General features: G+C 67.5%; 24 protein-coding genes. 5 read left to right on the plus strand and 19 right to left on the minus strand.

What is annotated here, in order from left to right; all coding sequences use genetic code 11:
* Nucleotides 1-189: 189 nt before the first annotated feature.
* Genes HLK59_RS16145 through HLK59_RS16155 form a run of 3 tightly spaced genes read right to left on the minus strand, consistent with a single transcriptional unit; the run spans nucleotide 190 to nucleotide 4,282 of the window.
* A complete protein-coding gene (locus HLK59_RS16145; protein WP_171142124.1) occupies nucleotides 190-705 on the minus strand; it encodes a DUF6262 family protein in 516 nt (171 codons plus the stop codon).
* Nucleotides 702-3,113, minus strand: coding sequence for a tyrosine-type recombinase/integrase (locus HLK59_RS50465; RefSeq protein WP_206327188.1), 2,412 nt, complete (start codon nucleotides 3,111-3,113; stop codon nucleotides 702-704). Before HLK59_RS50465 ends, HLK59_RS16145 begins: the two co-directional genes overlap by 4 nt.
* A 59-nt stretch (nucleotides 3,114-3,172) precedes the next feature.
* The gene (locus HLK59_RS16155) at nucleotides 3,173-4,282 is read right to left on the minus strand and encodes a site-specific integrase (protein WP_346779740.1); all 1,110 of its coding nucleotides are present in this window, start codon (nucleotides 4,280-4,282) and stop codon (nucleotides 3,173-3,175) included.
* A 147-nt stretch (nucleotides 4,283-4,429) separates the two neighbouring features.
* On the opposite strand from HLK59_RS16155, the gene HLK59_RS16160 reads away from it, so the two are divergent.
* Both HLK59_RS16160 and HLK59_RS16165 read left to right on the plus strand, forming a co-directional pair.
* A complete protein-coding gene (locus tag HLK59_RS16160; RefSeq protein ID WP_171142126.1) occupies nucleotides 4,430-4,813 on the plus strand; it encodes a nucleic acid-binding protein in 384 nt (127 codons plus the stop codon).
* Between the two features lie 2 nt (nucleotides 4,814-4,815).
* Nucleotides 4,816-5,337 (plus strand): DUF6233 domain-containing protein, encoded by a 522-nt coding sequence (locus HLK59_RS16165; protein ID WP_171142127.1) that lies wholly within the window; start codon nucleotides 4,816-4,818, stop codon nucleotides 5,335-5,337.
* A gap of 626 nt (nucleotides 5,338-5,963) precedes the next feature.
* Here the strand turns inward: HLK59_RS16165 and HLK59_RS16170 are convergent.
* The 9 genes from HLK59_RS16170 to HLK59_RS16210 form a co-directional block, all read right to left on the minus strand.
* Nucleotides 5,964-6,539: a hypothetical protein gene (locus HLK59_RS16170; protein WP_171142128.1), complete on the minus strand. Its 576-nt coding sequence runs from the start codon at nucleotides 6,537-6,539 to the stop codon at nucleotides 5,964-5,966.
* Between the two features lie 2 nt (nucleotides 6,540-6,541).
* Nucleotides 6,542-7,009 carry a helix-turn-helix transcriptional regulator gene (locus HLK59_RS16175; RefSeq protein ID WP_346779741.1) on the minus strand — a complete coding sequence of 156 codons (468 nt, stop codon included), beginning with the start codon at nucleotides 7,007-7,009 and terminating at the stop codon, nucleotides 6,542-6,544.
* Nucleotides 7,009-7,680, minus strand: coding sequence for a hypothetical protein (locus HLK59_RS16180; RefSeq protein WP_171142130.1), 672 nt, complete (start codon nucleotides 7,678-7,680; stop codon nucleotides 7,009-7,011). The genes HLK59_RS16175 and HLK59_RS16180 overlap by 1 nt, the downstream gene beginning before the upstream one ends.
* Complete coding sequence (locus tag HLK59_RS16185; protein WP_171142131.1) at nucleotides 7,677-8,285, minus strand: sigma-70 family RNA polymerase sigma factor; 609 nt, start codon at nucleotides 8,283-8,285, stop codon at nucleotides 7,677-7,679. The genes HLK59_RS16180 and HLK59_RS16185 overlap by 4 nt, the downstream gene beginning before the upstream one ends.
* Before the next feature lie 195 nt (nucleotides 8,286-8,480).
* Nucleotides 8,481-9,317 carry an IS5 family transposase gene (locus tag HLK59_RS16190; RefSeq protein ID WP_171142132.1) on the minus strand — a complete coding sequence of 279 codons (837 nt, stop codon included), beginning with the start codon at nucleotides 9,315-9,317 and terminating at the stop codon, nucleotides 8,481-8,483.
* Between the two features lie 373 nt (nucleotides 9,318-9,690).
* Nucleotides 9,691-13,902 (minus strand): trypsin-like peptidase domain-containing protein, encoded by a 4,212-nt coding sequence (locus HLK59_RS16195; protein ID WP_171142133.1) that lies wholly within the window; start codon nucleotides 13,900-13,902, stop codon nucleotides 9,691-9,693.
* A complete protein-coding gene (locus HLK59_RS16200; RefSeq protein WP_171142153.1) occupies nucleotides 13,899-14,207 on the minus strand; it encodes a CU044_2847 family protein in 309 nt (102 codons plus the stop codon). Before HLK59_RS16200 ends, HLK59_RS16195 begins: the two co-directional genes overlap by 4 nt.
* Before the next feature lie 261 nt (nucleotides 14,208-14,468).
* Nucleotides 14,469-14,732 carry a hypothetical protein gene (locus HLK59_RS16205; RefSeq protein WP_206327190.1) on the minus strand — a complete coding sequence of 88 codons (264 nt, stop codon included), beginning with the start codon at nucleotides 14,730-14,732 and terminating at the stop codon, nucleotides 14,469-14,471.
* A gap of 132 nt (nucleotides 14,733-14,864) precedes the next feature.
* Complete coding sequence (locus tag HLK59_RS16210) at nucleotides 14,865-15,011, minus strand: hypothetical protein (RefSeq protein ID WP_171142134.1); 147 nt, start codon at nucleotides 15,009-15,011, stop codon at nucleotides 14,865-14,867.
* A gap of 252 nt (nucleotides 15,012-15,263) precedes the next feature.
* Between HLK59_RS16210 and HLK59_RS16215 the strand changes: the two genes are divergently transcribed.
* Nucleotides 15,264-15,959: a hypothetical protein gene (locus HLK59_RS16215; protein WP_171142135.1), complete on the plus strand. Its 696-nt coding sequence runs from the start codon at nucleotides 15,264-15,266 to the stop codon at nucleotides 15,957-15,959.
* A gap of 370 nt (nucleotides 15,960-16,329) precedes the next feature.
* On the opposite strand, the gene HLK59_RS16220 is transcribed toward HLK59_RS16215, so the two are convergent.
* The 3 genes from HLK59_RS16220 to HLK59_RS16230 all read right to left on the minus strand — a co-directional run bounded on the left by HLK59_RS16220 (nucleotide 16,330) and on the right by HLK59_RS16230 (nucleotide 18,940).
* A complete protein-coding gene (locus tag HLK59_RS16220; RefSeq protein WP_171142136.1) occupies nucleotides 16,330-16,671 on the minus strand; it encodes a transposase in 342 nt (113 codons plus the stop codon).
* Nucleotides 16,672-17,086: 415 nt separating this feature from the next.
* Entirely contained in the window at nucleotides 17,087-17,761 is a 675-nt protein-coding gene (locus tag HLK59_RS16225; protein WP_171142137.1) for a hypothetical protein, read from the minus strand.
* Between the two features lie 678 nt (nucleotides 17,762-18,439).
* Nucleotides 18,440-18,940 carry an SMI1/KNR4 family protein gene (locus HLK59_RS16230; RefSeq protein ID WP_171142138.1) on the minus strand — a complete coding sequence of 167 codons (501 nt, stop codon included), beginning with the start codon at nucleotides 18,938-18,940 and terminating at the stop codon, nucleotides 18,440-18,442.
* Nucleotides 18,941-19,009: 69 nt separating this feature from the next.
* On the opposite strand from HLK59_RS16230, the gene HLK59_RS16235 reads away from it, so the two are divergent.
* A complete protein-coding gene (locus HLK59_RS16235) occupies nucleotides 19,010-20,143 on the plus strand; it encodes an IS630 family transposase (RefSeq protein WP_171142154.1) in 1,134 nt (377 codons plus the stop codon).
* 160 nt (nucleotides 20,144-20,303) lie between these two features.
* Here the strand turns inward: HLK59_RS16235 and HLK59_RS50470 are convergent, their stop codons facing one another.
* Entirely contained in the window at nucleotides 20,304-20,633 is a 330-nt protein-coding gene (locus tag HLK59_RS50470) for a hypothetical protein (protein WP_206327191.1), read from the minus strand.
* Between HLK59_RS50470 and HLK59_RS50475 the strand changes: the two genes are divergently transcribed.
* A complete protein-coding gene (locus HLK59_RS50475) occupies nucleotides 20,625-21,008 on the plus strand; it encodes a hypothetical protein (RefSeq protein WP_206327192.1) in 384 nt (127 codons plus the stop codon). The genes HLK59_RS50470 and HLK59_RS50475 overlap by 9 nt on opposite strands.
* 254 nt (nucleotides 21,009-21,262) lie before the next feature.
* Here the strand turns inward: HLK59_RS50475 and HLK59_RS16245 are convergent, their stop codons facing one another.
* The 3 genes from HLK59_RS16245 to HLK59_RS16255 all read right to left on the minus strand — a co-directional run bounded on the left by HLK59_RS16245 (nucleotide 21,263) and on the right by HLK59_RS16255 (nucleotide 25,114).
* Nucleotides 21,263-22,240: a helix-turn-helix domain-containing protein gene (locus HLK59_RS16245; protein WP_171142139.1), complete on the minus strand. Its 978-nt coding sequence runs from the start codon at nucleotides 22,238-22,240 to the stop codon at nucleotides 21,263-21,265.
* A gap of 57 nt (nucleotides 22,241-22,297) precedes the next feature.
* Nucleotides 22,298-22,831, minus strand: coding sequence for a 2,4'-dihydroxyacetophenone dioxygenase family protein (locus HLK59_RS16250; protein WP_171142140.1), 534 nt, complete (start codon nucleotides 22,829-22,831; stop codon nucleotides 22,298-22,300).
* Between the two features lie 1,089 nt (nucleotides 22,832-23,920).
* On the minus strand, nucleotides 23,921-25,114 hold the full coding sequence (locus HLK59_RS16255) for a PP2C family protein-serine/threonine phosphatase (RefSeq protein WP_171142141.1): 1,194 nt from the start codon (nucleotides 25,112-25,114) through the stop codon (nucleotides 23,921-23,923).
* Between the last annotated feature and the right edge of the window lie 83 nt (nucleotides 25,115-25,197).

Raw genomic sequence — 25,197 nt, forward strand, 5'->3', positions numbered from 1 at the left:
GCCCTGTCCTCCACCTACGTGATCAATGACTCGGGATCGACGATAGACACCATCGAGCCGTCCCGGTGACCACATCATCAAGAACAGGAGGCAGACGATCACCCCGCTACGTCAACCTCTGAAGGACTTCGGGACACGACGGCTTGGCGAGAAGCACACGGCCTGTATCGGTCACCATGCCGAACCTTCTCAGTGGGCCTGGTTCAGTGCCCGGGTCAGTTCCCGGTTAGCCGCCCGCGCGGCATCGAGCTCCTCGGTCCGCTCATTGAGCTGGCCCTTTGTGTCGGCCAGGTCTTGTTCAAGCAGCGTGATGCGACGCTGAAGCTCGTCGATGTCTGCTGAGGCGCCAAGGCCGGATTCTTTCCAGGCGGTTTCCCCAAGGCTCTCGGAGAGACGCCTCTCCAGCTGTCGGACCCGGACTGTCAGCCGCCTGTTCCGCTCCAGCGCGTTGGTCAGGTCTGCCCGCAGCGAGGCCCGGCTGACGGCCGCGATCCGGCCCTCTTCTGGTGGGGCTGCTGCGGCGGCGTGGACGCGTTCGAGGAGGTCACGGTGCCGGTAGAGGTAGGTGCGGTCCACTCGTGCCGCGCGGGCCAGGCCGGAGACTGTGATGTCCTGGTCGCTTCGCAGCAGGACATCGAGGGCTTTGAGAACGCGTTCGCGGCGGCGAGCAGAGTCGGCTCGCCGCCCGTCGATCATGCTGGTCATCCGGTCCTCTCGGGGCGAAGGTCGGGCAGGGGCTGGCGGACGCGCGGCATGCCCAGGGAGACGCCGCGGCTGCGGCGGACCAGCGTGACTGCCTCGTGAATCTGGGCCCGGTCCTCGTCGGTGAGGTCGTCGAGGTCCTGGCGTACCCGCTGAACCAGGCGGCGGACACGGGCAATCTCGTGGTCCGATGGTGTGGCCTCGGTCTTGGCCCAGTGGTCGGCGTTGGCGAAGGCGGCCAGACGTTCACGGTTGCGGAGCAGGTCGGCCAGGTATGCCTCAAGGTCGGGGAGGTAGGAGACGTCGGTGCGGAAGTGTCCGCAGCCCACGCAGCGGAAGCGCACGGGGCAGTCGTGGCCGTCGGCGGCCACGTTGGAGGGTTCGGTGCAGGTGCCGTAGGGGACTTGGACGGAACCGATGGCGCGGCGGGCGTGTTCGGAGTCGAGCAGGGTTTTGGCCTGGCGCCAGATGCGTGTGCCGTGCCGGTCGAACTGCATGGTGGTGACCCGGTCGACCGCTTCGCGGCGGCGTTTCTCGCCGACGCGGTAGTACCGCTGCGTGGTGCTGGCTTCGCGGTGGTCCATCAACGATTGCAGAACGTCCTGGGGGACCCCGGTGTCGGCATGCCGTTGTGCGTAGGTGTGCCGGTAGGTGTAGGGGTAGATCTTGTTCTTGTCGAAGGGCAGCATCGTGGTGACCCGTTTGCCGTCTTCGACGATCACGGTGGGGACGAGGAAGTCGGGCATGCCCTTCACCCAGGCTCGGTGCTGTGCCGACACCCACTCGTAGGTGGTCGCCTTCGTGCCGTGGGGGTTGGCCAAGGTGGCGGGAAAGAGTGTGAGCTTGTCGGCCGGGGTGTCGGGGAAGCGGGCGCGGGCGCGTTCTTGCTGCTTGATGATGAGTGCGGCGGTCGCGCCGGCGATCGGCAGTCGGCGAGCGTGCCGAAGGTTCTTGGTGTTGTCGTAGACAAGGACGGGGCTGCCGTCGCTTTCGCGGTCAAGGCACTGCCATGGCAGTTTGCAGATCTCGTTGGGTCGCCTGCCGGTGTCGATGAGCAGCTCGATGGTCGTGCGGACGTCTGTGGAGCTGGCAGTCTCAAGGGAGTCGAGGTGGGCGCAGAGCTGCCGCATGACTTCCGGAGGCAGGTCACGGCCGGCTTCGGAGTCCTCGGGGTCGTCGGGGATGTCCTCCTGGCGGAGGGCGAAGTCGTCCGCCAGGCCGTGCAGGGGCTGGCCGGACTTGGTCAGGCCCAGGGTCCGGAGCCTGGTCAGCACGCGTCTGGTGTCGCGGACGGTCATGTACTGCGTGCAGCCGGAGATGTCGCCGCGTTCGTTGAGGAAACTCAGCCGGCCCAGGAAGGCAGTGATGTCGACGCGGCCGAGCACGGGCAGGTCGACGCCGTGGTCATCCCGGCTCAGGTGCAGGCTCGTGGAGAATCGGCTCAGGGACTTCAGGGTGCGTTGGACGGCGGTTTTGCCACTCTTTCCGCGGTGCCGGGGGATGTCGTCAAGGGCCCATGCCTTGGCTCCTTCCCTCAGCCAGGGCTGGGTGATCCCGGTGAAGGAGAAGGTGCCGCCGAGGCCGAAGACGCTCGCGTCCCAGACGTCCTTGTGGCGTTCGGTCTCCGGGCTCAGGCCGAAGCGGCGGATGTGCATGAGGAAGCCCCGGGCCTGGGTCCTGTCGGTGCGGGTGAGGACGTCCAGGTCGAGCTCGTCGAGTGAAGTGACTTGCTGAGCACGGGCGTTGTGGGACAGATTGCGCAGCTGGTAGTCCTTGTGCCGGAGTCCGTGGGCGATCCGTTCCTGGAGGCCGAAGAGGATCTCGGCGACTACGCGGTCGGGCAGTCCGCGCAGGCTGACCTTGCGGGACTCTGCGATGGCCGAGGTCGTCAGCCGCCAGAGGTCCTCGTCCTCCAAGGCGCCTTCTTGCCGGAGGTCACGGCATTGGTCGGCGTGGGGCATGCAGTACCCGCCCCCGGTCTCGCCTTGCCGGTCACAGGCAGCGACCTGGCAAGGCCCCAGGGCGGGCAGCGGCTGTACTTCGGGGTGAGCGAGGAAGTCCTCCAGCGGGATCCCGTAGACCTTGCGCCTCTGGTAGTCATGCGACGAGCACAGGAGTGTCGCGCGTCTGCCCGGCCGCTCGCAGTGCGCGACCTGGCAAGGGAAGAACCCGACCATCCGGCCCGATCGCCTGATGGTGACGAACTCGTCGAAGGGCAGGCCGCTTTTCTTCCACCGCTCGGTGCACCCGGTGCACATTCCCTTCTGGTGGGCGTAGTACGACATCTTGTCGCAGCCAGCAACCAGGCAATCTTCGCCGCTGAACTGCGGGTGCGAGCGAGGCAGCAGCAGAACCCGGACGTGAGGATCCCAGCTGAGCAGCTGCAGGAACTCCGGTTGGACGGCGCCCATGAGCCCCGTGGTGACCGTGTCTTCCCCTGCCCCGTGTCGGGGCGTTGCGACTACCAGGTTCACCGGTCCTCCCCCTCGGTCAGGCGGGGCGAAGCCACGCGGTCAACGGCCGCACGTAGGCGTGAGCGGTCCGGATGCAGGTAGGGACGGGGGGAGGCCGGGTTCTTCTGGCCCAGCAGGGCCTGAACCTCATCCAGCGTGCCGCCGGCATCCATGACGTTGCTGGCCATCGCATGCCGGCACATCCGCGGCCCGACCCGGCGGCCCAGCCCCGCCCGTTGCGACAGCGACTCACACAGCTCGCCGATCGCGTCGGTGGTCACCGGCGAGCCATAGGGCGGGCGGAAGAGGTTGACCAGCAAGAAGTCGCTTCCGCCCTGCCCGAGGATCTCGTACCGCTCCACCGCGTACTGGTCGGCGGCCTGTACTACCAGGAAGTCCACCGGCATCACCCACGACTTCCTCGACTTCGACCAGGCGCCGTTCACGTTCTGCCGCCGGATCACGTGCAGGTGGGCCCCCTCGACATCGCACCCCAGCGAGCGCGCATCCATCAGCAGGTGGACATCACAGCGGTGTAGCCCCGCGACCTGTCCTGGACGCAACCCCACCCGGGACAGGAGCAGCACGATCAACCTGTCCCGGGCTGACCGACAGGCCCGCAGCATCGCCACGACTTCCTCGTCGCTGGCCCGGTCCACTTCCGTCTCCGGCTCCTGCAGCCGGTGACGGGCCCGTAGCCGGTACCGCATCCCACCGCTCTCGCCCCGTGCCTCCACCGGCAGGTCACGGTCATCCCCCAGCTCGTAGAGCTGCTCAAGGACCCAGGCTGGCGCGATCTTGTTGACCACCGCGTGAAGCAGGAACATCCGTACCGCGGTCAGCACCTTGTTGATTCGCGCATCCCCGCGGACCGGCTTGCCTCCCGGCCCCGGGACCACGGACTGGCGCTGGCCGCTGTTGCCCGGCGCCCACCGCAGCCACACCATGAACAGCCCCATATCCCGGGCCGCTGTCGACCAATCCCGCCCTGTAACCGCGCACCAGCGCAGGAACAAGGTCACCGCCTCGGCGTACGCCTTCGTCGTCGTCTCTGCCCGGCCCCGCGCCAGGCGTACCTCCCGTAGAAAGCGGTCCGCCTCCTCGACAACCTCCAGCTCGTCGTCCACCACGGTCCAGTACCGGGTCCCCGACGGCATCGAGACCAGAAATGTTCCGTACATTCGTTCTCATGCTCCGCTCGATCGCAACGACCTACGACAGAGCTACACCCCCCGAGAACCGTCGTAATACACCACACGACGACAAGAGATGCCATGTCACACCACTGCCGTCAAAACCCCAGAGAACCCGACGATCTCCTGACCGCGCAGCGCGACCTCCAGGCGGTGCGCGCCGACCTGGCAGCCCTGTACACGGCGCTGCCGTACAGCGTGGAGCCGATCGAAGCCTGGGCGAGGCCCGAGGGCTACTGGCTCTCCACGTCCCCAGCCCACCCGGACTCCCCCGGCTGGACGGACACCGAGCAGCAGCAAGTCGCCGACCTGCGTGAGCGCGAACGCGTCCTGGCCGCCGCGATCGTCACGCACGGCTTCTGGGGCGTGGTCGACGGGCCGGAGCGCTCGGACGCCCGCAGTGGTCTCCGGCACGCCGCCCTGACGGCGGCCGCGGTCCCGGGCAGCGGGGAGCAGGAGGCGTAGCCGTGGCGGGAACGCCGCCCAAGCTGCCGGCCGTGACGGTCATCCTGCCGGGCGGCCAGACCGTCAGGGGCCTGCTCCACGAGCGTCATCAGACCCCCGAGGGCTGGCGGTTCAAGGTCTCCCTCCCGGCCTGGCAGAACACCGAGGACGGGCGTGTGGAGCCCGCCTGGTACACGGTGTGGGTGCAGGCACCCGAGCACGTGGAGCCCGTCGACGGCGTCTCGTACGACGACGTCCCCACCAGCCGGCTCGCGCCGCCGCCGATTGAGCGGGAGATCCTCGGACCTCGCCGCCCGCCCGGCTGGGTCCTGCAGAAGCTGGACGGCCGGCGCGGACCCGACCGCGGCGTCGTACACGCCCCCGACTGTGACGAGGCACCGCAGGGTGCACCCGTGCTGACGGTGGACCAGGCCCTGGACGCTGCCGAGAAGGCGGGCGTGCGGATGTGCACGCTGTGCGGCGCCGCCCAGGAGCTTGAGCCGCTGCTGCACGGCTTCGACCACGGCTTCCGCCAGGGCTCCTGACCAGCTGTCGCAGGTCCTCGCCTCCCGCTCAGCACAACGGTGCGGAGTACGCCTCCGAACCGACCTTGGCGCGCAGTTCTGTGGTTGGGATGTTGCTGCCGCACGATAGGCACATAGTGAGCGGGCCGCCCTCGTTCGGCGCGGACGGACAGTCCGGACTTACGGGCTGGGCCAGTTCGGCCTGGCCGTCAGAGCGCGATGACCTCTCCTCTTACGCAGACTTGACACTTTGGCCCCTGTGGCAGCCGGTGGTGTTGCGGGCCCAACAAGAGGGCCCGCAGCGTGCTCAGTGCCGTGTCTCCCACCACAGGATGATCAAGGTCACGGCGCCACTGCCCAGCCTGTACGCCGCGCCCTGCAGGAACTCACTGGGGACGTCCCGCCCCTGCCGACCCACCCATTTACCCAGGCGGCGGGCGGTTTCGATACCTGCCCTACCCCAGCGGGACGGATGCCTGGCCTGGCTTTTTGCGTTACTCTCGTCCATACCGAGTTCCTCTCGTTTTCATGCGTGCTGGAACCTCGCGCAAGGAGCCCTCCCAACTCAGAGGCCTAGGAACCTGTTGGGGTACAGGGCTCCTTTTGCGTGTCTGCGAAAATAGGCGAGGCCGTTTCCGACTCTGCCCTTATTTCCCTATTCTGGATTTACGCGGAGAGGTGGATCCGGGCTCTATGCCTCGCATTCTGCACAGCAAGTAGACGGCGGTACGAAGCGCGATCAAGCAATAGATGCTGCAGCAAGTCGCCGCCCAGATGCCATATGCGTCCGCGATGTATACGGCTTGCATGCCGACAAGGAATGCGAGGAGGGTGTTTGTTCGCGGCTTCATAGACAGTGCCCAATCCACCGCATGCCACAGCGGGGCCGCAAGGTCCGTCAGCCTGTAGACCAGAGATGCCTTGACGAAGCCGAACGCGTACCGCATCTTGCGAACCGGGGAGAGCAGCAGATCATTCTCGGGGTCGCCTGCAAGGATTGCAGCCCACTCTTCTCGCAGCCGGGCGCGCTTCCGGCCTGCCATCCAGGATGCCAGCTCAGTCGTCCGCGAGGCTGCGCGCACATATTCCAGAAAGCTGTCCTGTGGCTGTGCCCTGACACCGACGCTCAACAGGAGAAGGCCTATGACAAAAATTGCGCCATATTTCCACTGCATGGCCTGATCGAAAACGAAGACCGCGGAAACAAGATAAAGTGCTGGCACGGCTACGCTTCCCCTCCGGCGAGCCCCCAACGGCTTGCATGACGCTTCCGGCGCGCTTCAAGAGCACTATTTACCGCGATACGCCCCGCTGCAGTGAGCTCGTAATAGCGTCGCGCAGGGCGTCCAGGGTGGGGGGCGGTTTCCTCGAAACTCGTGATCCACCCCTGCTTCGCGAGCCGCTCAAGGATCGGGTAGACGGTGCCAGAGCCCAGGTCGGCTGCCTCGCAGATCTTCAGCCCCCAAGCTGGAGCCTCTGGCGGAGATGCCAACAGCACCTTGATCACTTCAACTGTTGGGCGTGTGAGGCGAATTGAGGCCATGCAGCCAGTAGAGCATGTGTCGAGTACGAGTGTCGAGACCCCGTTCCCCGGACGGCAGGCAATCCCCCTGGGGCTAGCGAGACCAGAGGCGCCAGCTCGGGCATCTGCCCTGTACTGAGCCACTGTTCGCAGCCTGGCACCAAGGTTCATCAGCGACGGGTGAAGTCGTGGAGCCGGTCGGCGAGGCGCTGGTCGGGTCGGCGGACGATGATGCAGGAGTCGGCCTTGGTGGTGGCGAGGCGGTCGATTTCCATCTCCAGGCCTCCGGTGGGAGCACTTGCAAGGCTTGCGCCGCTCTTGCGTACGTACTTCGCAACGGCTTCCAGGGTGGCGAGGAAGGTGCTGTCGGGGGCGTCGGAGTCGAGGACGTCGTCGGTGACCTCGTGCAGCCAGTGGCACGCTTCGCGCGTCTCACCGAGGGCGAGGTGGTGCAGGTGCAGGCAGTAGGCGGCGGCGCGGTGTCCGGCGCCGGCGGCGAGCTGCCACCAGAACTGGGCGCTCTCACGGTGGTCGGTGAGGTGGAGCAGGCAGGCGAAGATGAGGGCGCCGTCGACGTCCAGGTGGCGGTCGTCCTGGAGGGCATCGGGTTCCTGGGCGAGGCAGTCGACGTGGTCGGCGGCGTCGGGCCGGTTGAGGATCCAGCGGCACACCACCGAGAGGCGCTGTCCGGCCTGGGCGGCGCGGACCATGTCGGCGGTCGGGCGAGCGGCAGGGCCGGCCGCGTCGGCGGCGAGGCGGCGCAGCGCGGCGCCGACGTCGAAGCCCTCGCGGCGGGTGGTGGGGATGCGTGCGTCGGCCAGCACGTCGTCGATGGCGGTCACTGTGCCGTTCCCTTCCTGGGGTTGTTCTTGCCCGCGGGGGCGGGCAGGTCCAGCCGGATGCGCAGGCGTTCCTTGCCCTTGCGGCCGTGATAGTCGACGGTGCGGGTGTCCAGGCCCATGTAGCGGGCGATCCGCTTGGTGGGGTAGCCGAGCAGGTGGCGCAGGACGATGGCGGTGAACTGGCGGGTGGGCAGTTCCAGGATCGCCTCGTACAGGCCGCCGGCGCTGCTGTTGAACTCCAGCTGGTTGCGGACCGCTTGAAGGTTCTGCGTTATCGGCCCGTTGATCAGAAAGGCCGGAGGGCGGCCGTCCGAATCAAGGCGGCGGGTGACGCCGCGGTGCAGGACGGCGAGTGCCTGCTGTTCGAGGTCGCCCTGCTGCAGCAGTTCGTCCCAGCCTCCGAGGATCTCCAGGAACACGTGGTGGACCACGTCTTCGGCGACCCGGCGGCCACCGAGGTGGATCTCCGCGAAGTCGTGGAAGAACTCCTGGTGACCGAGGTAGAAGGCCTCGAAGTCGAGGGGGAGTTCGGGAGGGGCCTGGACGCGCTGGCCGTGGCCGCCGTCCTGGGGCGATACGTCAGTGCTGACGTCGCCGTTGCCCATGGGATCCTCCAGGCGATGCAGGCGCCGGCCTCGTCACTGAGGACCGGCGCAGGGACCAGACGCAGGCCAACTCGCCTACGTGAGTGCCCAGTTGGTCGGGCTCTCTGGCACCACCATGTCGACTTTGAAGCCGCGAAACTCATGCGACCCTCGAAAACTATTACTCAGAGGACGTTCCGCATGAAGAAGCGGAGTTCATGGTTTGTGCCAGGTTATGGGTGTTTCTCCGGTGGCTCGTTTCGCGAGGTTGGAGATCATCGCGGGGCGGATCATGCTCTCGGAGTGGGCGGGTTTGGTCTCGTAGTCGCGGGCGAGCCGGCGGTGCATCATGATCCACCCGAAACTCCGCTCTACCACCCAGCGCCTCGGTGTCACGGAGAAGCCCTTGACCTGTGTGTTTCGCGGGACAACGTCGACGTCTATGCCGAGGGTGGCGCCGTGTTCGATCGCCTTCTTCTTGTAGCCGGTGTCGACCCATGCCTTGCTGATGGTGGGGCGGTCGGCGGCGATCCGGCTGAGGAGCTGGATGCCGGCCTCGTTGTCGGAGACGCTGGCGGCGGTCACCGTGACCAGCAGTAACAGGCCGAGTGTGTCGACGACGATGCTGCGTTTGCGGCCCACGATTTTCTTGCCGGCGTCGGTGCCCTGGGTGTCGACGGGCACGCTGGGTGCTGTCTTGACGCTCTGGGCGTCGATGACGCAGGCGGTGGGCTCGGAGGCGCGGCCTTCCTGCTGGCGGACGATCCCGTGCAGGTGGACGCCCAGCTTCTCGATCGTGCCGTCGGCGGTCCAGGCGCTGAAGTATCCGAAGACCGTGGTGTGCGGCGGGAAGTCGTGGGGCAGGTAGCGCCATGGGATGCCGGTCCGGTTGAGGTAGAGGATCGCGTTCATGACTTCCCGCAGGTCGGCGACCTTGCCGCCGAGGTTGAGGGAGTTCTTCTGCCGCTCGGCCCGCCAGGCGGTCAAGATCGGTTCCATCAACGCCCAGCGGGCATCGGACAGATCACTGAGATAGGGCAGTCGCGGGGCCATGAAGATACTGACTCACGCGGTCCGCACGGCCGCTATCGCTCGAACGGGCGAGGCAAAGCAGTTGCTACCGGGTCATCTTCGAACCGGACAGGAGGTGTCGGGTATGTCAGTGCTGAAGCGGGCACCTGAACCCTCTTGAAAGCTGGGCGATTTCGGCAAATGCCCTGTACCGAGGTACCGCTGGCAGAAAGTGACCGGGGCGTAGTGGCCCATAAGTGATGCGAACGTCCTCTAATACCGGTCACGGCCCACCCTTGCCACTCGGTAGCACCCGTGGAGCACCACGCACTCACGGAGCAGCGGCTCGCCTCTTCAAGTGTCAACGAGGCCCCGAAGGACCCATGACGCGGTTACGTGGCGGGGGGACCTGCGTTCACCGCCCTGTGCCGCCTCTTCGATGAGCCGCACAAGGCGGTTCGCTCTTCATGCCCGCGGGGCGGCCGCTGAGTTCCCCGGGCAGGAAGTCCCGGTCGGCGTGCACGCACAAGGACCGGACCCACTGCCCCGGGTCCAGCGGAATCGTCAGCAACGCACCGCGCACATCGGCGGTGGCGGCGCCGTCCTCCATGCGCCAGGCCTCCGCGGCGTATGAGGGGAAGCCGAGGTCCAGAGCCGCGTCGGAACCCGGTTCCCAATGCCTCGGTTGCTCGGTGATGTCCATCAGGAGTAGCCCTTGCGGCCCGAAGTCGAGGATCGACTCGATCTCCGACTCCACCAGCCGCTGGTCTGCCCGGCGGCCGGTCCCTACGTCCCACACCTCCACCCCGCCCGACGACGTCACCGCAGCCAGCCGCGTGCCGTCTTGGTTGAACGCCACCGCCCGGCCGAATCCGCCGTCTGCAAGACCTGGGCCGAGCTTCAGTTCGGGCTCCACGAGCGTGCCGTCGGCCAGGTTCCAGACCCGCACGGTGCCGTCCGCCAGTACGGCCGCACGGTCGGGATGACCTGGTACCCGCTCCAGTACGCAGCCCGCGGCACAGTTCCGTCCGGCATCGGGCAGCGGTTCGCCGATCCTCTCTGCCGTTCGCGCGTCGACGCGTTCGAGGCCGCCGTCGCTGAGAACCGCCACCGTGTCCCCGCCCAGCGGCTCGACTCCGTGCACGGAGCCCGCCTTCTGCACCGGGCCCAGGCGACGTCTGGCGTCCAACCCTGGTGTGCGATAGCGCCACACACCAGATGCCTCCCAGGCCACGGCATACGCACCGGAGTCGGTGAAACGAGCGTCCGCGAATTTCTCGGCCTCCGCATCGGGAGGCATGGCGCGTCGGTTCGGTTCTCCGCCTCCCGGAGCCGATGCCAGCAGCAAGCCTCCGTCCGGCGCCATCATGAGCCGCTGCCGACCGTGCCGGTCCCACACCTCGGCCCAGCCCGCCGGGGTGAGCTTCCGTACCGGCGTGCTGGTGGACTCCGGTTCCAGGACCAGTAGATCCGAGCCGACCGGCAGGAGCAGCCTGATCCCGCCTTTCTCAGCGGGGACCACGACACTCGAACGTATGGTCGACCCCGTCTCGTCGACTGGGACCGCCGTCCAGTAGTAGCTGTCGCCGTGCAGGGACGTGATCGTCAGGAAGTTGCTGTTCACGTCTGGCCCCGCTACGGAGTCGATGCCGTCCACGAGGTACCCGCCCGTCAGATCCGGGCTTCCGCTCTCCATGCCGTGGACCGAATGCGATCGCTTTCCGTTCACGGGGTTCACCACGTCGCCGGGGTAGTCACCCGCGTCGGACAGCAGCACTCGTCCATCACGTAGTGCCTCCATGACTCCGTCGATCGGTTCGCCCCGGGGCTTCCCTCCGTTCAAGGGCACGAGCAGCGCCTGGTTCCGGCCGGCTTCCGGGGACTCATGGCCGACGACGACGGCGTGCTCACCGTCGGAAGCCAGCCGAGCCTGCACCACTCCCGTCCAGTCGGGCGTCCACACAAGCCGTGCCACCGCCGAGGCACCTTCCGAGGTGTCCCACAGCACGGCCCGCTCCTTGCCCGCCTCGTTCTCGTACAGCAACAACAGCCGACCGTCCGTACGGAAGTCCATGCCGAACCCCATGACGACACCACCGTGGCTCGGAGGCACCTGAAGGGAGAATCCAGCGAGCGGTCCCTGGCAGCCCGTGGGGCGCACCACGATGCGCCCGTCGTCGAACAAGGCCGCCAGCAGACAGCCGTCGTCGCGGAGTTGGATGTCGACCGGCAGTCCGGGCAGAACGACCTCCGTGCGCCGGAACGTCCCGTCGCTCCAGTCGCGCCACACGGACACCTGGCCCCCGTCTGAGGCGGTCGCCACCGTACGGCCGTCTGCGCTGGAGGTGAATGACGACAGCGTCCCGGTCCAGGCGGCGTCACGCTGTTCGACCACTGTCCGCATAGACACATACCGTTTCAGCAGTGCCTGTCGTGCCTCAGGCGTATCAGCGTTGTTCATGGCCGCCAGGGAGAGCTGGAGGGAGGTGGACGGCGATTTACCGGCGAGCGCTTCGGATCTCTTGGCCAGCGCCTGCGAGGCCTGTTGCCACAGGTGTCGCTTCGATCGTTCGTTGCTGAGGCCGAACTGCACCGCCAGCACCACGGAGATGACGGACAGAAGGGCCAACGCGGCAGTCACCGCTCGCCACCGGCGTAACCCGCGGCGACGATGGCGCACTGCCGCCGCGATGAACTCCCCCTCCGCCGCCGACACATCCGCGGGGCTGCGCTCGAGCCAGTGCAGGGCCGTCTCCAGTGCGACACCGCGCAGCAGGAGCCCGCGATCACGGCCGCCCCCGGCCCAGCGCGCCCGCTGTTCACGCACCTGTTCCTGCCAGCCGCGGAACTCGCGGGAGTCCTCCAGCCAGTGCCCCAGCTGTTCCCACTGCCGGGTCAGGGCCTCGTGCGCCAGGTCGGCGATGGGTTCACCGTCGGCGCCCACGGTGATGCGCAGGAAGCGGGTGCGTACGGCGAGGGACTCGGCGACGGCGCGGAGCGGGGTGGGCAATTCCGCCAGGCGTGCCGGGACGCGGGTGAACCCGCCTGACGGATGGGGACGTGCCAGTTGCACGAAGAGGCGTCGTACCAGCCCTTCACCGCGGAGCGCGACGACTTCACCGACTCGCTTCTCGCCATGGGCTGAGAGGGCTCCGGCGACACCGCCGAGCGCGGCGTAGCCCTTGTGTGTCAGGGTCCATCCGCCGCGTTCGAGCTGTTCCGACGCCCAGAGTTCGGTGAGTGTGAACTCGACCATGGGCAACTGCCCGGGTTCGCCCTCTACGTCCGTGGCGATGCGTTCGGCCAGACCGGGCTCGAGTTGCAGGCCGGGAACGCGGGTCGTCGGCCCCTTGATGACCTGCAGGAGTTGCTCGGGGGACAGGGGTGCGACAAGTTGGGCGCAGTCACTGAGTGCTGCGGCAGTGCCGGGGGCGGCCAGATCGTCCAGTGAGGCTGAGCGCAGTGTCGCCAGGACCCTGATCCGGCGGCCCTCCGCGGTCGCGGACGCCATGGCGATGCAGAGCGCCAGTAGGTCGCGTGCGCAACGCGGTTCGGACGTGACGATTTCCTCGAGCTGGTTGAGGAACAGGACATGCCCTCGTGACCCGCCGTGGCTCAGCACCCGGGTCCCGAGTGCCTCGGGAGTCAGCCCGCCGTCCGCATCGAGGACGTCGGCCAGGATCACAGCGTCGCGTTCGCCTTCGGCGGCGCCCAGGCCCGGTTCCAGAAGCGGAGTGAGCGCCCTGGCGAGGGTGAGGGACGGACGGGTGCCGGGCAGCGGGCGGATCTCCGAGACGGTGTGACCGAGCGCGCGCAAGCGAGGGATGACCCCGGCACGGACAAGGGATGTCTTTCCGCTGCCCGACGGCCCCACCACGGGCACGACGAGGTGACGGTCGACCGCGTCCAACAGTCGCTCCACATCGTTCTCGCGGCCGAAGAAGTACTCCTCGTCCTCCTCTCGGAAGGCATCCAGCCCCTGGTAGGGGCATCGGCGCAGACCCGGCCGGAGTTCGAGGAGCGCGGCGGCGGGGATGAGGTAGGAAGCGCCGGAGCGGTCCGTTGCGACGGTCATGCCGACCACGCCACCCACCTCCTCGTCCCACACCGGGGCCCCGCTGCAGCCAGGTGCGATGCGGTGGGTCTCGCCGTCCCCCTCCATGGAGATCCAGCCCGCGCCGACCGCGGCGCGCAACCGTCCACTGATCCAGGCACCGTGCTCGGCGGATGCGGGAAATCCCAGGAGACGGAAGCGGTGTCCCCAGACGTCGTCCGCTCCGGCGAGCGGCACCGGGCGGACATTAGGCAGCCGCCCGGGAAGTTCCAGCAGGGCGATGTCCCCGCTGCCGTCCGCATCAACCGGCAGCCAGGCGGTGATCCGGGACGGGTACCTCGACGAACCGCGCTGCAAGGGGAACTCGACCAGAACGGAACCTGTCGGCGGCGACAGCGCCCTTTCATCGCTCCCGAGCGCCTGCGCCACCACGTGGGCGCACGTGGCGACCGTGTGCGGCGCGATGAGGAAACCAGTACCGACCGGTGTGCCCTCCGCGGTGCACAGCCGGGCCACAGCAGAACCGAAGGCGGGAAGGCGGCCGCCAGGCGGGCGCGACTCGGTCGCTGTCACGGTTGTCGCGTCCTCCAGGTGGCGGTCACGGCGAAGTTCGCCTCGGTCGTGCCACGCGCCACGACGACACCGGCCTCCGCCGTGAGCTTGACTCCGAACTCGACGGTCACGGACTCGGGGGCGGTCGACAGGCCCCGGGTCGCCGTCACCACCGCGACAAGAGCGGGACCAACCCGTTTCAAGGCCTCTTGGAGAGTGTCCGACGCGCCACGGGCGAGATCGGCGCGTCGCCCGACCCGGTCGATGCCCGTGCTGTCCCCCTCCGAGACCTCAAGCAGTACGACGTGCCCGTCATCCAGCAACATTTCACCCACGTACGCCACCCTGCGTTCCCCTTCATGTCCGTTGCGCCCCGCATGAGACGTACGCCCTATTGCAGGAGTTCGTGCCCTGCGGTCGCAAGCGGCATCACGGGAACACTGCTCCTGCGAGGGAATTGCTCCCAAGCCGGTTTCGACGAACCGCCTCGCGTGCTAGCGATGTGGGCTCCTTCACACTTCGGTCTCGCAGGTCAACGTCACCACGACGCCCTTCCGCACAGCTGCGGCAGCCGCTCCCGGGCGGCATCATGTCCCCCTTCGCCATCCTCCGAGGTGGCCGATGACGCTGCCCGTAGCCGCCCCGATCGCGGCGATGGCCATCTTCACTCGCTGGTAGTGGCCCTGGTAGCCCTTGGCGGTGATCTCCTGGTGCAGCACCCTCGCGGTGTGCTCGCCCTCGTCCCATCGCTGCTGCAGGTATTCCAGGTAGGGATTGAGGCTGGTCGTTCGCTGCGGCGGGGCGCGGCGTGCACACTCCTGCCAGCTGGTGGCGCGGGCGTACTTGGCCACCGTGCGTCGGTTCAGGCCCAGTTCGCGGGCGCTGGCGCTGAGCGAGCCCAGTTTGCGTGGCCGGGAGAGGACCTGGGGCCTCTCCCGGCCACCCGCGCTTCAGACGAACTCGGCAGAGGCGCCGAGCATCGTCTATCCGGTCAGGTGCCGCACAAGGATGTTGAGTGCCGTGCCGAGCACCCACAGGAGCATCTTTCCTGTAGGGGTGTCCGCCCAGGTGCAGGCGTTGCGAACCAGTCGGCGGCCGGTGGTGAACCAGCGGCTTGTGCGTGAACGCACGAGGGCGGCAAGCCTTCGTAGCAGGAGTGCGCAGCGCAAGGGGTTCCTCCATGGAGGTCGGTTGTGTCAGGTCAGGCCCCTTTCCTCGTGGGGCCCTGACTGACGGTCCCGGCCGTTTCGGCGCCCTGGACGCTCTGTCACAACCGCGGAAAACGACACGCGACTTGGGACGAGCTGTCATCCTGACGGGACGAATCTGGACGGTTCTAGACGGCAGTAGTAGGAGGACGCGCTGTGGGCAGACCGGGGAGGTTGAAGCAGCCGGATCTGCCGGAGGGACCGCTCCAACGTCTGAACGACGCGCTGCACGACCTTCACTTCCGGGCGGGCAGACCCTCATTGAGCCTGATGTGCCAATCGGTGGCCGACGGGCGTGTATCGCGCAGCCGGCTGCACACGGTATTCACCACCGGCCGGCTCCCCTCCTGGGACGTCGTAGACACGGTGGTAGAGATTCTTGCCGCAGCGGCTCGGGACACTACGCCGGAAGCCGAGATCAACGAATTCCTGCGCTTGTGGCGAGCGGCAGCCGCGGCGGACCACGCGCTGCCGGCCCACGATGTCACAACGCCAAGTCCGGTCACCGATCGACGGGCTGCAGAAGCCACCGCAGAACTGCTCGCTCTGGAGTGCGACGCCGCGGTGCTCCATCCGGGCCAGGCACTGGGACTGACGTACAGGATCCGCATGCAGGCGGACGGGCCTCTGCCTGTCATGCTGGGCGCCAGCTTGGTCGGCCGGGACTCAACGGAGTACTACGACACGTCAGGGGACCTGCACGTTACGCTCACCCCGGGCCCAGAGTCGACGTATCACCGCTGCCTGCGAGTCCCTGCCAATACGCCCGCGGGTGACTACCGACTGATCGGCGGGGTCTGGTACCCGAGAAGCGGTGAGAGAAGGATGGCATGGAAGGACCAGGGCTACATCGTGCAGATCGACAGGTAAGTCATCGCACTCCGCCCTGCACCGCGTCCTGGAGGACGCTCAACGATGTCCCGGTACCAACCCGACAGCATCTCCACGGCAGCCCAACTCTCCGTTGACACCTGGAGCAACCGCAATCTGGTGGGCCTCGGCGACCACAACAGAGATCCGGTTCGGCGGGAGGCCGTGCGGATGGGACTCACCCTTCGGCGGGCACCTCGCTCCGCGGCCCACCCATCCGGCTGGTGCATGAACGCCCGGCGCTGCCTCGGGCGGTTACAGCGGGGCTCTGGCACAGATCTTGGACAGCGGCCGCGGAGGGCCACTGGAACAGGATGATCTTGCGGAGCAGTTCGAATCCGGCGCGTCCGTAAAGCTGCCGCTGAATCTTCTAGCTGCGGGTAACGGCGCCCTCGACGCTTCCGGAGCTCCAGGGCAGGGTCAGGCCGGCGACCACGGCCTTGAGATCGGAGGTCAGCCCGCCGGCGAAGTCGGTGATGCCAGGCCGTTGTGCAGCGCGAGCTCTGTCGATCCACTCCGGCAGCAGAGTGCCGGTGCGTGTCGTGAGCATTTCCGCGAACTCGCGTACCAGTTGATGGGCCTGATCCAGTTCCGGGCAAGCAGCCAGCACGGTCTTGAACTGCTGAATCTCGTCCTGGGTGAGGATGTCCGGGCGGCGGGTGGCGGGTGAGCCAGCCGGACACCGTCCGGACGGACGGTGCCGCGGCCCCACGCGCCGGGGCGCCGGGGCGCCCGCATGCCCAACTCCCGGACGCGACGGGCCCGTCGACGGGCTCATAGGCCTTGAGGCGTAACTGGGCCCCGGCCAGAACTACTTCGTGGTGTGTTCGGAGTCGGGGAGGTCCGGCGGGAAGTGGCGTCGTTGTCCACCTGCGCCTGCACCAGGTCGCTCAGCGCGTCGATGAAGGGCTGGGCAGGCGTGCCCGGGCCGATCGCGACGGCAGTCTGACGCAGACGGAAATGTCCGACAACCCCGCTGCCTCTGGTACGCATCCGATACAAATCCCTGCGCGATTCCACGTGGTGGGTCTGGGCTGGCGGCCGCTGCTGGAACGTCTGCATGAACAGATCTGTGCAGTCGCCCCCGGCTACCGTCTCGTCGATCGCAAGGAGAAGCTGGGTGGTCACTATGAGGAGAGCCGCCACAGTTGGGTCTGTGCTCGCGCTTGCTCCGCTGGAGTTTCGCGTACGAGGTGATACAGATTCTCGAAATACTCCTGCCACCGGTTCGGATCCGGTAAGTGGTTACTCGCCCGCTTGGCCCGCTCGGCCTGCACCAGCGGTTCCATGCGTTCCCACACCGAGATCACCGACCCACCCAGGTAGCCCGACACGGGCTCGATATCCACTACACCGTGCGCGACCAGGGCGCCCAAGTTGTCGTAGAACCACGCCAGTTCCCGCACGAGATCCCGCTCGGACTCAGGCAGTCCCTCGAGCCCTGCGGACAGATCGCAGCTGGGCAATTGCTCGTAGACCACCTGCCGGGCCCGGGCCAGCTGAATACTGCGATGCTCGCGAAACAGATCCACCAGAACGGGCAGAGTGTTCGCGTGCTCCGTCAGTCGCAGCTGTCGCAGAGACGCGAAGCCGGAAACCCCCAGCGCGACAACCGACACCAGCACCGCAGCAATCTCCACGCCCCACCCCCGCCACCGCCCTACTGCCATGGCGTTCCCCACCCGTGACGGAAACAACCGCCCACGGTCAGCCACATGCCGGACATGATCGAGCTTGGCCAAGGCGAACAGGTCACGAGACTCGTCCCCGATTGCAGGAAGAGCGCACGCCATCTCCTGCATAACCCCTCCCTGGCGGGAGGACCTATGACCCGGCATGTGCGCCCCACTAGCGTCCGGCAACGGCGCTGGCCCGCAGTTGACCTACCCCTGCACCTTGCATGAGGCCACCAGTCCCTTCCCCCACGAACTCGGAAGCTCGACAATCTCCTGACGCGCGGTCATACACGCCCCTGCCCGCAGAGGGGGCGGGCGCAAGCGCGACTATCCAAGACAGCTCAGCGACGAACGAGCCGTCCAACCAGCACGGTACGGGTCACCACAGGTGACAACGGGTGCCGACAGCCTGGCTTTAACGGCGCAGTTGGCCCCGCCAGAATCGGCCTGACGTGGACCCATGAGCGTGTTCGATTCCGGCCTGGCTTGGCCCCACCGTGCGCCGTCGGGCCTGGCGAGTGGCAGGGCCGCTTCGGACCGGAACTGGGTCTGTCTGCTGTGGGCGGAGCCAGCGCAAGCCGGAGAAGTGGGGCCGCCGCGGAGCGTTAAAGCCAACAGCCGTGCCAACGGGCGCCCTCCACAGCGTTTCGCACCATCAGACGGCATCAAAGTATGGGTTCACACCACATGGGGCAACGCTGCAGCAGTTCCTAGTGCCGCATCAGGCAACGTTCGCCTTGCCGTGACGTTGGCGGGAACTGTCCTGCTGCTCGCGAGGTCAGCCGAATGTCTCGCGGTGGCGCTTCAGTCGAAATCGCTGGCGGAAGTGAGGCCCTCGACGAAGGATCCGAAGTCCGCGGCGAGGGCCAACTCCACGCTGAAGTCAGCGTCGAACCATCCGACTGAAGGTTCCCCGTGTCGGCCGCACGCCCGGTAGTCCAGCGCGATCCAGCAGGGTCCGTCGCCCGAGAGGAGCACGACAGGCGAGGGCAGACCCCATTCCTCGACCAGGTAGGGACTGTCGAGCAACGAGACTGTGCTTTCGCGGTGGCCGATGCCCATCACATGGTCGAACGGGACGTGGTCCTCCCTCCAGGAGGTCGGCCTGTCTGTCCGGAAAGCGTTCCGAGCACCTGTCACCTGGCCGCCGTTCTGAACGCGCAACAGATCAATCAGCGCGGCTGGGAGCGTGACATCGAGCAGTCGCTCGGCGTCCCGCACAGCCTGGTCAGTCAGCGGCTGCTGCACCCCATAGTTGCTGCTGGCGTCCCAGAACGCGGGCAGCACATCGTCAGAACGAGCCATGACTCGAATCGTAGGAGCTATGGGCTGCGGTTGACCGCCGGAGGAGGCTCAGGTGTCCAGAATGATCACGTGGCTGAACGTGTGCGCGTCCGGGAGATCGATGACGACGAGGGGCGGCGGTTGTTGCAGATCGTTCGGCGGGGCACCGGGTCCGTGGTGACCTGGCGGCGGGCACAGATGGTGCTGCTCTCCGCGCAGGGCATGCCGGTGGACAAGATCGCTGCGGTGACGTTCGCCAGCGCGGACCGGGTGCGCGACGTGATCCACAACTTCAACGCGGACGGCTTCGACTCGCTGTATCCGAAGTACAAGGGCGGCCGTCCCAGAACCTTCTCGTTGCCTGAGCAGCGCGAGATCAAGAAGATCGCCAAGTCCAAGCCGGCCGAGCACGGCCTGCCGTTTTCGACCTGGAGCTTGGTCAAGCTGGCCGACTTCCTGGTCGCCGAGGGGGTGGTCGACGACATCAGCCACGAGGGCCTGCGCATTGTGCTCCGCGAGGAGGGCGTCTCCTTTCAACGCGTGAAGACCTGGAAGTCCTCGAACGATCCCGACTACGAGGCGAAGAAGGCCCGTGTCGAGCACCTCTACGCCATCGCCGACGGCGAGGTCGTCCCCGAGAACAGCGAGCCCGAAGTCATCTTCTGCATGGACGAGTTCGGCCCGCTCAATCTGCAACCCCACCCCGGACGCCAGTGGGCTGAGCGCGGCGGCAAGGGCAAGGACCCCGATCGCGAGCCAAGGCCGCGCCGCCGGGCTACCTACACCCGCCCGCACGGGGTCCGGCACCTGTTCGCGGCCTACGACCTGGGCAAAGACCAGCTCTACGGCCACATCAAGAAGACCAAGAATCGCTCGAAGTTCCTGGAGTTCTGCCGTTACCTGCGCAGTCTCCACCCGGCCGACGTGCGCATAGCCATCGTGTGCGACAACTACTCGCCGCACCTGACCACGAAGCGGTGCCGTCGGGTGGCGGACTGGGCCGAGGCGAACAACGTCGAAATCGCCTACACCCCGACCAACTCCTCGTGGCTGAACCGGATCGAGGCCCAGTTCACGGCCCTGCGCTACTTCACCCTCGACGGCACCGACCACGCCAGCGATAAGGAGCAGGGCAGCATGATCCGCCGCTACATCATCTGGCGGAACAAGCATGCCCAAGACGAGCGCCTTCGCGACGTCGTGAACAGGGCGAACGTTGCCTGATGCGGCACTAGCCTGTGCAGCACCCAAAGCATCCTCGTCTCCGCCCTGAAGTGACCGATATGACCGCACCGGCAGCGCCCGCTCCAACCCTCCGTCAGATGCGGAAAGTTGTAGCAGCGAGCGTCATAGAAACAACGATCGACTGGTACGACTTCTTCATCTACGCCCTGTGCACCGGGCTGGTCTTCAACGGCCTGTTCTTCGACGGGCCAGGCGAGGACTCGCTGATCATCTCCTTCGCCACCTTCGGCATCAGCTTGTTCCTCCGGCCGGTCGACGCCGCCCTCGGTGACCGCCTCGGCCGCCGCGCGATGCTCATCGCCACCCTGCTGCTGATGGGTGTCGCGCCCCCCTCATCGGGGTCCTGCCGGCATCGGACTCCGTCGGCGTGGGCGCTCCGGTCCTGCTCGTGCTCGTACTCGTACGGATCCTCCAGGGCCTGTCCGCGGGCGGCGAGTGAGGCGGCGCTGCGCTTATCTCCGTGGAACACGCGCCGAAGGGGCAGCGCGGGCGTTTCGGCGCCTGTCCCCGGCTCAGTACGCCGCTGGGCCTGCTCCTGACCAATGGCGCCCTGGCCGCCGTCACCGCCGTAACGATGGACGGCCAGTTTCTCGTCTGGGGCTGGCACATCCCGCATGCACGTGAAGTACATCCGCCGCTACTTCCTGGCCCGCTGCCGCCGCAGGACCGCGAACGGTTCGCCGAGGACCTGCTCATCCTCAGCCACTCGGCCTGGGACGTACCGCCAGGCACCATCGACCGACTACACAGTTACGGTGGAATCGGCGGCGATCCCGGCGCCAATCCAGGACGCGCGGGAGGCGGTCGGGGTCGCGACTCGTCAACGGTCACCCAACCTGCGTGAGGCGACGCGGGCCATGGCCCGGCACCACAACCGCGTCGCCCCCTCCGGCTGCCACTGCCGTAATTGCCGCCCCTGCCACCTGCCTCGCCGTTCCCGAGGCGGGCCGCCCCTATTACGGCCGGCTGACAGTGGTGGTCATCAACGCGGCCCCGCCGTACAGGGCGCGGGTCGGCCTCGAGCTGACCGCGGGCGGCGGGAGAACGAGCTGGAAACACTCACGCTCTCCCACAACCACCTCTACGACGGGCTCAGGCTCAGCACGGTCGTCGTACGGCAGCAGGACTCCGATCGGCTCCAGGTGGACGGGCTTCGCCGGGTGTCTGGTCGTATCGGTCGCGGAAAACCCGGGCGAAGTGGGCCTGGCTGGCGAAGCCCCAGCGGTGGGCGATCTCGGCGACCGTGAGGTGACGGGAGTCTTGGGCGGTCAGCTGCTCGCGCGCCTTCGCCAGCCGTCGGTCGAGGATGTGGCGTGCGGGTGTGACGCCGCTGTGCCGGAAGACACGGCCGAGGTGCCGTGTGGAGACGCCGAGTGCCTGCGCGACCCGTTCCACGCTGAGGGCCGGGTCAGTCAGGTGCCGGTCGATGTAGTCCCGGGCCATGGCCAGCCGGGACGAGTTGGTGGGCGGAGCGGAGGCGTCGCCCAGGCGCGGGACGGCCAGTGTGCGGACCAGGTCCAGCACCGTGGCCTCGCTCCGCGCCGGGTCGGCGTTGCCGCGGCCTGTGGCCCAGTAGGTCAGCACGGACTCCAGGGTGGACACCGCCGCGCCCCGCTCGAACAGCAGGGGCGCGGGCAGGTCGCCGGTGGCGCAGTGCTCGGCGAAGGTCTCGCGGGGGATGTCCACCAGCAGCTTGCGCATAGCCGAGGGGAAACCGAACAGGTACGGGCCCCGGGTGTCGTAGAGGACCGCGTCGCCCGCCCGGACCGTGAGGCAGCCGGCCTCGTGGAAGAAGACCGCCTGGCCGGCCGTCAGCAGGCTGACGAAGACCGAGTCCTTCGGCAGGGCCTGGCAGGTGCGCCGGGTGCGTTCGATGACGTGTTCGTTTCCGGTGATCGAGGCCAGCCTGAGGCCGCCCAGCCCGAAATTGGCCTGGGTCGCCAGCAGGCCGTCCTTGGAGTAGGACGAGCAGGTCAGACCCACCAGCGCCTGTCGGTTGTACTCCTCCCAGAAACCGATCCGGTCGGCGGGATCGACGGACCACGTGGACACACGGGAGACGAGAGCCGCGCTCACCAGGGCCTCCAATCGCTCCCGCCGGAGTCGTCGAACGGCGCGGGAACCCTTCCGAAGTTACCGGAAGAGCGAGTTGACGTAGTCGGCGCCGATGCCCACCTTCTCGTAGTGCGTGCGGCACATCTCGATGTAGTCGTGGACGTCGAAGAAGCCGTCGGGCTCTCCGTTCTCGTCCAGCCAGATCAGCGGGCCCTTGACGATGAAGAACGCCTTCATCGGCTCGTCGCTCTCGTACGCCACCAGCGTGTGCCCCTCCCCCGGCGCCTCGTACACGAAGTCACCCGCGTGCGCGGTCCACGGCCGCTCCAGGTAGCCCCACTTCCCGGAGATCGTGTACGCGAACACCTCGTGCGGGTGGTAGTGCCGGTTGACCAGTCCCGCTGCCTTGGCGCGCAGGATGTCGGCCCAGCTGTTGTCCTTGACGTTGATCCACAGCGGGCGCGAGCCGACGGTCTCGGTGAACGGCACGTAGTACCGGTCGTCGTCGGTGGCGACCTGGGAGAGGTAGACCTCGGGCAGGGCGTCCGGCTTGAGGGAGTTCGTGATCGGCTTGATGTTCTTCCAGAACTCGTTGCCGGCGGCGTCGGGCATGATCGGCTCCCTGCGTCTCGCGGGTGGGTGGCCGCCAGTGAACACCGGTGATCGACAGCGGGTCTTTCCCGTGGCGGACAGGCCGTCTTGCCTATTCGGGACATGCCGGTTCCTGGCAGGACGGGCGCCCTCAGGTGCCGCGAGGAGAAACCATCGACAGACGTTACCCAGGGCCGCCCACGAACCACACGCAAGGCGATCGGCTGCTGGCAGTGCCAGGGCTGGAACCAAACACCCGCTGGATGACCTGCCTGAAGACCGCGTCTACAGACCTTGCGACCTCGCTGCCGATCGAGGTCGGGGCGTGCTGGCCTGGCGGGTCGGCTGGTGGGTATTCAGCAGGTGCCGGACGAGCACCAGTTGGCAGTGCAGACCAGTTGGTGGTCAGGCCCGGCGCCGGCGGCCCGCTTGCGCTCCCCCGCCGCGCCGCTCTCCGCAGCACGGACTCGCGCTGGGCCGTCCAGGGAGCGGCCAGCTCCCCGATCAAACCGCCGAGATGGCGGCAGGACAGGCCGAGCGGGTCCGGCAGGACGTCACAACCTTCCAGCCCGTGCGGCCGTCGTCACGTCCACAACCCTGTACCCGCTCGACCGGGGGCTGGGGCTCCTGGCTACCCCCGCCGGCCCGCTGTCACGGCAGCGCGCTCTCGCCACTGCCGCACGTCCGGACCATTGGGCTCCCAGCCATGGCAGAACTGTCGTAGCGCCTCGCACCTGGCCGGCATGGCAGCCTGGCGGACAGGCCAGAGCGGCGCCTCCCAGCCGTAGGCGTGGAAGAAGTGGTCGAGCGCTTGGCAGTGCTCGAGATGGTGCATCCTCAACCGGTTCCCCGAGATGGGCGAACTCCCAGTCGACCACCACTGCGGCCTGGAAGGTTACGAGATCGAGCAGCACATTGTTGGGGCCGAAGTTCGAACTCGCCCGCGCCCAGCACCGACTATGGGACTCTATCGCCGCACAAAGCCCAGACGACTGGGCGAGACCGATACAACGAGCCGCTCACACCTGGCACAAACACCGCCAAGAACAGCCCTACCGGTCGTTCGTCAAATCCGGAGTAACGCCCTCTCAGCAAGTAGACCGTTGCGGCTCATGGCGGCGGGTCGGGTCTTGTTTCGGCCGGCCGACTGCGATTGCTGTGCCAGTCCAGTATCAGGACCGTGGCGTCGTCCTTGAGGCTGCCATGGCAGGCGTCGAGCACCGCGGCGGTCAGGCTCCGGACAGCTTCTCGCGGGTGCAGCCCGCGGGTGTCGTGAACGACCGAGGCCAGGTCGACGACCGCGGCACCGCGCTCCTGCATGCCGTCGGTGAGCAGGACCAGGCGGTCCCCGGGACGCAACTGCAGTTCCTGTAGGCGGTAGGGGGTGGGTGCCGCCACCCCGAACGGCAGGTTGACGGCGAGTTCCACCTCTTCGACGGCGTTGTCACGCATCAGCAGCGGCCAGGGGTGGCCGGCGTTGACCAGTTCGCACCGTCCCGTTTCGAGGTCGACGCACAGCAGCTGTCCGGTGGCCAGACCACGGCTGTGGCTCAGCAGGGCCTGATGGGCGTGGTGGGCCTGCTTGAGGGCGTCGCAGCCGCTGCGTCGGGCACGCCGCAGCGCGCCGACCAACAGGGTGGCCAGCAGCGCGGAGTTCGTGTCGTGGCCCATCGCGTCGGTGATCGACAGGTGCAGGGTGCCGCGGTCGAGGGTGTAGTCGTAGGTGTCGCCACCGATGTCGTCCGCCGGGACCAGCCCGGCGGCCAGAGTGAACTGGGCGGCCTCGCAGCAGGGGGCCGAGGGCAGGAGTTGGTGCTGGATCTCTGCGGCCAGGCTGGTCTCGGTGGTGCGCCGGCCCAGGTGGTAAAGGTCGGTGAAGCGCCGGTCCGTGACGATGATGTAGGCCAGTGCGTGGGCCGCGTCGCGGACCTGTCGCAGCACAGTGTCGTCCGCGGACTGCAGGGTCAACTCCAGAACGCCGATGCAGTCGCCGCGGTTGGTGACCGGCGTGATGACGCGCTGTCCGCCCTGGCCGTCCGGACCCACATACTGGTGCTGGCTCTGCAGAACGCTGTCGTAGACGCTGCCCTGCAGGTCGATCGGCTCGCCAGGGTCGGCGGGCTCATCGCCGGCCGCGGCAAGGCGTACCAGCCGCTGGCCGATGAGGTCGACAAACAAGAAGGACACGCTCTCGGCACCGAACCGCTTCTGCAGGTCGAGTGCCACGACGTCGACGGACTCACCGGGCGGGGCCGCTTCCGCAGCGGCCAGCAACTCGCCCAGTTCCAGGTCTCCACCGTTCACAGCAACCTCCTGTCGGTTGCCGCATCTTCTTCCCCGAGTCTGCGCAACCTCACCTGTTCCGCCTATTTCGCCTGGTCAGGACA

This window comes from Streptomyces sp. S3(2020), assembly GCF_013044505.1.
GTDB lineage: Bacteria > Actinomycetota > Actinomycetes > Streptomycetales > Streptomycetaceae > Streptomyces.